The 5,814-nt window shown below is 51.6% G+C and carries 3 protein-coding genes; all 3 read right to left on the bottom strand.

Annotated features, from left to right (window positions below; all coding sequences use genetic code 11):
• On the bottom strand, positions 1-767 hold a 767-nt coding region (locus R2I50_RS09850), incomplete at its 3' end, for a hypothetical protein (RefSeq protein WP_316608970.1).
• A 273-nt stretch (positions 768-1,040) separates the two neighbouring features.
• On the bottom strand, positions 1,041-1,955 hold the full coding sequence (locus tag R2I50_RS09845) for an alpha/beta fold hydrolase (RefSeq protein WP_316608969.1): 915 nt from the start codon (positions 1,953-1,955) through the stop codon (positions 1,041-1,043).
• Positions 1,956-1,992: 37 nt separating this feature from the next.
• Entirely contained in the window at positions 1,993-5,514 is a 3,522-nt protein-coding gene (locus R2I50_RS09840; RefSeq protein WP_316608968.1) for an ABC transporter ATP-binding protein/permease, read from the bottom strand.
• Between the last annotated feature and the right edge of the window lie 300 nt (positions 5,515-5,814).

Here is a 5,814-nt window from a genome sequence, read left to right as displayed (position 1 = left end):
TTGTAGTCCCAGCCGAAGCCGCCCTTCGAGGTCTTGCCGTGAGCGGTGTATGCGTAGGGGTTGCCGCTGTTGGTCGGAACAGGGGACTTGGTGTCGATGAAAACGCGCTCGCCGTTGACGATCTTGATGGTGTCATCGGTGGTGGAAGAAGTCTTGAACAGGGTCTTTACGGAAGCTTCGGTCGGCGCGACGGTAGGAGCCTGAGTGGGTGCCACGGTGGGAGCGGGTGTAACGGCTTTCTTCGCGGCTGCTGTCTTCTGTTCAGCGAGCTTCTTCTCAGCCGCCTTCTTCTGAGCTGCCTTCTGTGCTTCTGCTTTCATTTTAGCTGCCTTGATCTCGGCTGCTTTCTTCTCAGCCGCTTTCTTCTCGGCGAGCTTCTTCTCGGCTGCCTTCTTCTGCGCTGCCTTCTGCGCTTCGACCTTCTTCTGCGCTGCCTTTACCTCGGCGGCCTTCTTCTGAGCCGCTGTCGTATCGACCGTCTTTTTCGCTGTGATCTTTTCGGTCGGGGCGGTGGTCGCCTTGGTAAGCTCGGCGGACTTTTTGTTCGCTGTCAGCGCCGGGGCGTCAGCCTTGACGGAGATCGCGGTAGTGGGAGCGGCGGTCTTGCTGAACTTCGGAGCGTTCATCACGCCGAATACCATCGCGCCCGCGGCGATCACGCCGACCATAGCGACGGCGACCGCGCCGATGAAGATGCCCTTCTTCGTTGCCTTATCCTTTGCTGCGGTGTTGGTGTTCTTCTCGTTGTAAAAGTTCTTGTTAGTCATTTTGATTCCCTCCTGATTTTTGTTTTTATTTTTTTGGTAAATGACTGTTTTGTTCCGCCGTCGTTTCTTAATATTCAGCAGTCTTTCTGATCGGCGGCTTGGATCGAGCTTTAAGCTCGTTCCCTTGACTGTGGCTATAGCATAACATACACACTATGACAACAGTATGACAAAAATCGGGGGATTTTAAACTTTTTTTGAAAAAGTTTTAAAATAATGAAAAAGGAGCTTGCCAAACGACAAACTCCTCCTATATATACTATTATATAATATTTATGCGATGAAGGCTTTGATATCGGCGATCACCGTATCACGACAGTAATCATTGAGGATCTCGTGACGGTAGCCCTCGTACAGCTTAAGCTGTACATTCGCGCCCGCTTCCTTCAGAAGTTCATAGACCTTCTTAACGCCTGTACCGTGTTCGCCGACAGGGTCCTCACCGCCTGCTGTCAGCAGAATCGGTTTTTGCTTATTCATCTTTTCAAACCATTCGCTGTCGTTGCTGTATTTGTTCAGTTTGACCAGATCCTGCATCGCCGACAGGGTGAACTGATAGGTGCAAAAAGGATCGACGCGATAGTTGTCGCGGTTTTCCTTATTGACGGAAAGCCATGCGTAAGGATCATTCCCCTGTTCGAATCCCTTATTGTAGGTGCCGAACGCCATATTCTGCACCAGATTGCTGTAGCCGCGTTCGCCCTTGAATATCTTAAGCATGCCGCATACCGCGATACCCGCACCCGCGGCGGGGTTGGGTCCGCCGGTGCCCATGACGATCAGCTTATCATAATGGTCATACTTAGCGGCGGTCAAACGAACGATGAATGAACCCATGCTGTGACCCATAAGGGTGAAGGGGAGGCTCTCTCCGTACTTTTTGCGAACTTCCTCGCCGAAAAGATACACGTCGTCGATGAGCTTTTGCCAGCCGTTCTCATGTGCGATGAAACCCAACTCGCTGTTATCCTTGGCTGTATAGCCGTGACCCAGATGGTCGTAGCCGAAGGTGATATATCCCTCCTCGGCGATCTCCCGCATAAAGGAATCATAGCGGCCGATATACTCGCACATGCCGTGTACGACATGCAGAAGCCCTTTCGCTTCACCCTCAGGGAGATAAATTTTGCCTTTGAGCTGATGCTGCTTGTCGGAAGACAATACTTCCTTTTCGATAACTTGAATCATGGGTTCCTCCTTGTGGATTATATAACATGGTAATGTTTTATTCGGATCTGAGCGCAGTGACGGGATCGCTCTTTGCAGCCTTGCGCGAGGGGATGATGCCGCCGATGAGGGTGAGCATAATGCTCAGTAGGATCAGGATGACCGCTCCGAGGGGAGGAAGAATAGCGTTGATTTCCTCCTGTCCCGTCAATGAATGAAGGATCGGATTTGCGATCAGGATCAAGAGCTGTGAGATCATGATGCCGATCACGCCCGCCAGCGCGCCGATAATAAAGGTCTCGGCGTTGAATACCTGTGAGATGTTGCGCTTTGAGGCGCCGATCGCACGTAGGATACCGATCTCTTTCCGCCGCTCCAATACACTGATATAGGTGATGACGCCGATCATGATCGACGATACTATCAGCGAGATGGCGACAAAGGCTATCAGCACGTAACTGATGGCGTTGATAATGGTGGTGACGGAGCCCATCAGTGCGTCGACGAGGTCGGTGTAGCTGATGACCTTTTCCTCCTCACCCGCTTTTTGCATGCGGTCGTTATAGTCGCTGATGATCTGCTTGATATGCGTTTTGCTGTCAAAATCGATGGGGTAGATGGTGATGGCGGCGGGTCTTTCGATATCGGCGTAGCCCAGCTTTCTGAGATTGCTTTCGTAGGTGTTCTTCTGCGGAGACATCAGTGAGACCATCAGGTCGCGAAGTTCTTCGGGGGACATTTCGGTCTTGAACATATCCGCCAGCGCGTCGGTATCGAAGTTGAAGCCGTTCATAAGACTGTCTGAGATACCGGACATCAGTTTGCCCATGCTCTTCTCCAGCGACGCGGAGATCTGCGTTCCGACGGAACTGAAGATCTTCTGCATAGCGGCGCCCATCTGCTTTGAGAAGGCGTCCGAGAAACCGCCCATGCTTTTTTCCAGACCGGAGGTATCGATCGCTTTCTTTGCCGTGTCGCCGATTAGCCTCTTCGCTTCGTCCGTAGCAAGGTATTTTTGAAATGCTCCGATCATGTAGGAGGCGGAGGGCAGGCTGTGCTCTTCAGCATACTTTTCATATTCGTCCGCAAGCTGCTTAGTCCAGCCGTTGATCTCTTCATCGGTAGGTGGGGAACTCTGCAGCTTATCGCGGAGCTCCTTCAAGCCGTCTGAAAGGATCTTCTTTGCTTCCTCGGAAACGACATAATCGCTGATGTGAGTTATATCGGTGAGTGAATAATTGTTTTTTTTCGCCCACGCAAAATAGCCGCTGAGATAGTTTTCCGCCAATGCGGTAAGGTCGCTTTCGGAGATCATCGCGCTGCTGTGATCCTTGAGATACTGCGCTATATCGCTGCGAATCATCGTGATCGCCTTATCGGTCTGCAGAAAGCCTGCGAGCGATGAGGGCAGCTTGCCGATATCGGCGCGGGGATCGCCTTCGGTGTAACGGGAATAGCCCTCGAGTATATTGTTGAACAAATTTTTGAGCGTTTCCTCGGTCATATTGATCTTAACGCCGTCGAGCAGCTTTTCAAGATCGGCGGCGCTCATAGACGGCATCAGCTTGCTCAAATCATTGATATTGACAGCGGAGCTCAGGTCGAGGTTCGAGAAATCGATCCCGCTGAAATCGAGCTTTGAAAAGTCGAGATCGGAATTTTTGAAATCAAAGGCTTTATTGATCGCGTCCTTGTCAACGTTGAACAGAGAGCTCATATCCATGTTGCTTTCGGATTCGTCGTCAAAGCGCTTGCCGGTAAAGACGTTGATATCAGGCGCCTTCAGCTGAGCCTTGATGATCTCGGTTTCCGCCGCGAGGTCGATGACGTGCCTGGTCAGCGACGCGGGATACCCGATACCATATTCGTTGGTTTTGGCGCCGCCCTCGGAATTCGGTTGGACCACGCCGACAATCTTCAGCGTTTCGGCGTTTTTGAGCTTTTCACTGACATACTTTTTATCTTCACCGTGATCCGACCAGACCTTGTATTTCTTGTCGTAGGTATAAAGCGCTGTGGATGGCAGAAGCTTGAACTCCATGCCGATAAAATCATCATAATCATAACTGCCGATACCGGAGGTCGGCTTATAATCCTTGCCCTCGGAGAAGGCTTCGACCATCTCGTCGAGCTCCTTTGGATCCTTCAAGCCCATGATATAGAGCGTGATGTCCGAGACTCGGCCGGTCGGTGTCAGCGATACGACACATTCGTTGTAGTTTTCGGGCCACTTGCCCGCCATCAGGTCATAGCCCTTCCGGAACATTTTGTCGCTTTCAGGTATTTCGTAGAAGGCGTTGCCGTTTGCGAAAGAGGACATCAGGGTGTTGCCGCTTCTTTCGCTTGAGAAGCCCAGAGCCTCAAAGCTGTTGTTCGGATTGATCTGACGGTAACCTTTTTCGCTTACCTTGTAGATACGGGGCGTGATATTATAGCTGTAGTCGAGCGCCTGCACATAGTCCTGAATATCACATTCGTCGCTGTCAAAATAGGCTTTGAGAGATTTCAAATCGTTGGAGGTAACGCCGGACAGCAGATTTGTGACCGCGCTCCACTCCCGCACCGCTTTTTCATCTTTGGTCGCGGCGGCTGTGCCGTTCTCGTTCGCGCCTCCGGTCATACTTGAAGCGTACATTGAGGTAAGATTGAAGCTGGTGTCGGTGATCTGCAAGGGATAGTCCTGCAGACTGCCTTCCTCTACGCTATGGATATACTCGTTTGCGCCGTTGGACATCGCCAGGATCATCGCGATGCCGATGATACCGATTGAGCCCGCGAAAGAGACGAGGATGGTGCGAGCCTTCTTTGTCCACAGGTTGTTGAAGGAGAGCGCGAGTGACGTGAGGAGCGACATAGATGATTTACCCAAGTTTTTATGGATGCTGCCGCCCGTGTCGGAAGGCTCGAAGGGGTCGGAGTCGGAGGTGATCTGACCGTCCTTGAGGGTGACGATACGGGTTGCGTACTTTTCGGCAAGCTCGGGGTTATGGGTGACCATCACGACCAGCCGATCCCGGGCGACTTCCTTGAGCAGATCCATGACCTGCAGGCTCGTGTCGCTGTCCAGTGCGCCGGTGGGTTCGTCGGCAAGCAGAATATCGGGATCGTTCACCAGCGCGCGCGCGATCGCGACGCGCTGCATCTGTCCGCCCGAAAGCTGTGAAGGCTTCTTATGGATATGCTCCTCCAACCCCACCTTGACCAGCGCTTCCTTTGCGCGGCCGGTACGCTCGGAGGAGGAGATTCCTCCGATGGTAAGCGCGAGCTCTACGTTTTTAAGGATACTTTGGTGGGGGATGAGGTTGTAGCTCTGAAAGACGAAGCCGACCGAATGGTTGCGGTAGCTGTCCCAGTCGCGGTCGGAGTACCTCTTGGTTGATACGCCGTTGATGATCAGGTCGCCGTCGTTATAGCGGTCAAGTCCGCCGATGATGTTCAGCAGGGTAGTTTTGCCGGAGCCGCTCTGTCCGAGGATCGCGACAAATTCGCAGTCGCGCAGACTCAGCGAAACGCCCTTGAGCGCTTCCTGTACGAGTGTCCCGGTTTTGTACACCTTTCTGATTCCTTTGATTTGAAGCATATCATTCTCCTTACTATCGCCGCAGCAGCTGAATTTGCGCCGTGCCGGCAGGCGGATGATCTGATAATATAATTTACCCATTATAATATAGGTTACATTATATAATTTAATTCGGTAGCTGTAAAGAAATCTTACGAAAGAGTCATTAAAAATTTACAATATTGACACAGAAAACCCACTTTTTCACCGTATCGTATATTCATACTAATCCTTGATAAAAACCTTTATCATCTATTGCGCTATATTTCGTATAGCTTTGTTGGGCTCCTTGACAGGCGCCAGCCTGTCTGCGTCTCCCGT

The sequence above is a fragment of the uncultured Ruminococcus sp. genome, from assembly GCA_902785355.1.
Classification (GTDB): Bacteria; Bacillota; Clostridia; order Oscillospirales; family Acutalibacteraceae; genus Ruminococcoides.
The sequence above is the reverse complement of the archived record's forward strand: the minus strand, read 5'-3'. Positions and strand labels throughout refer to the sequence as shown.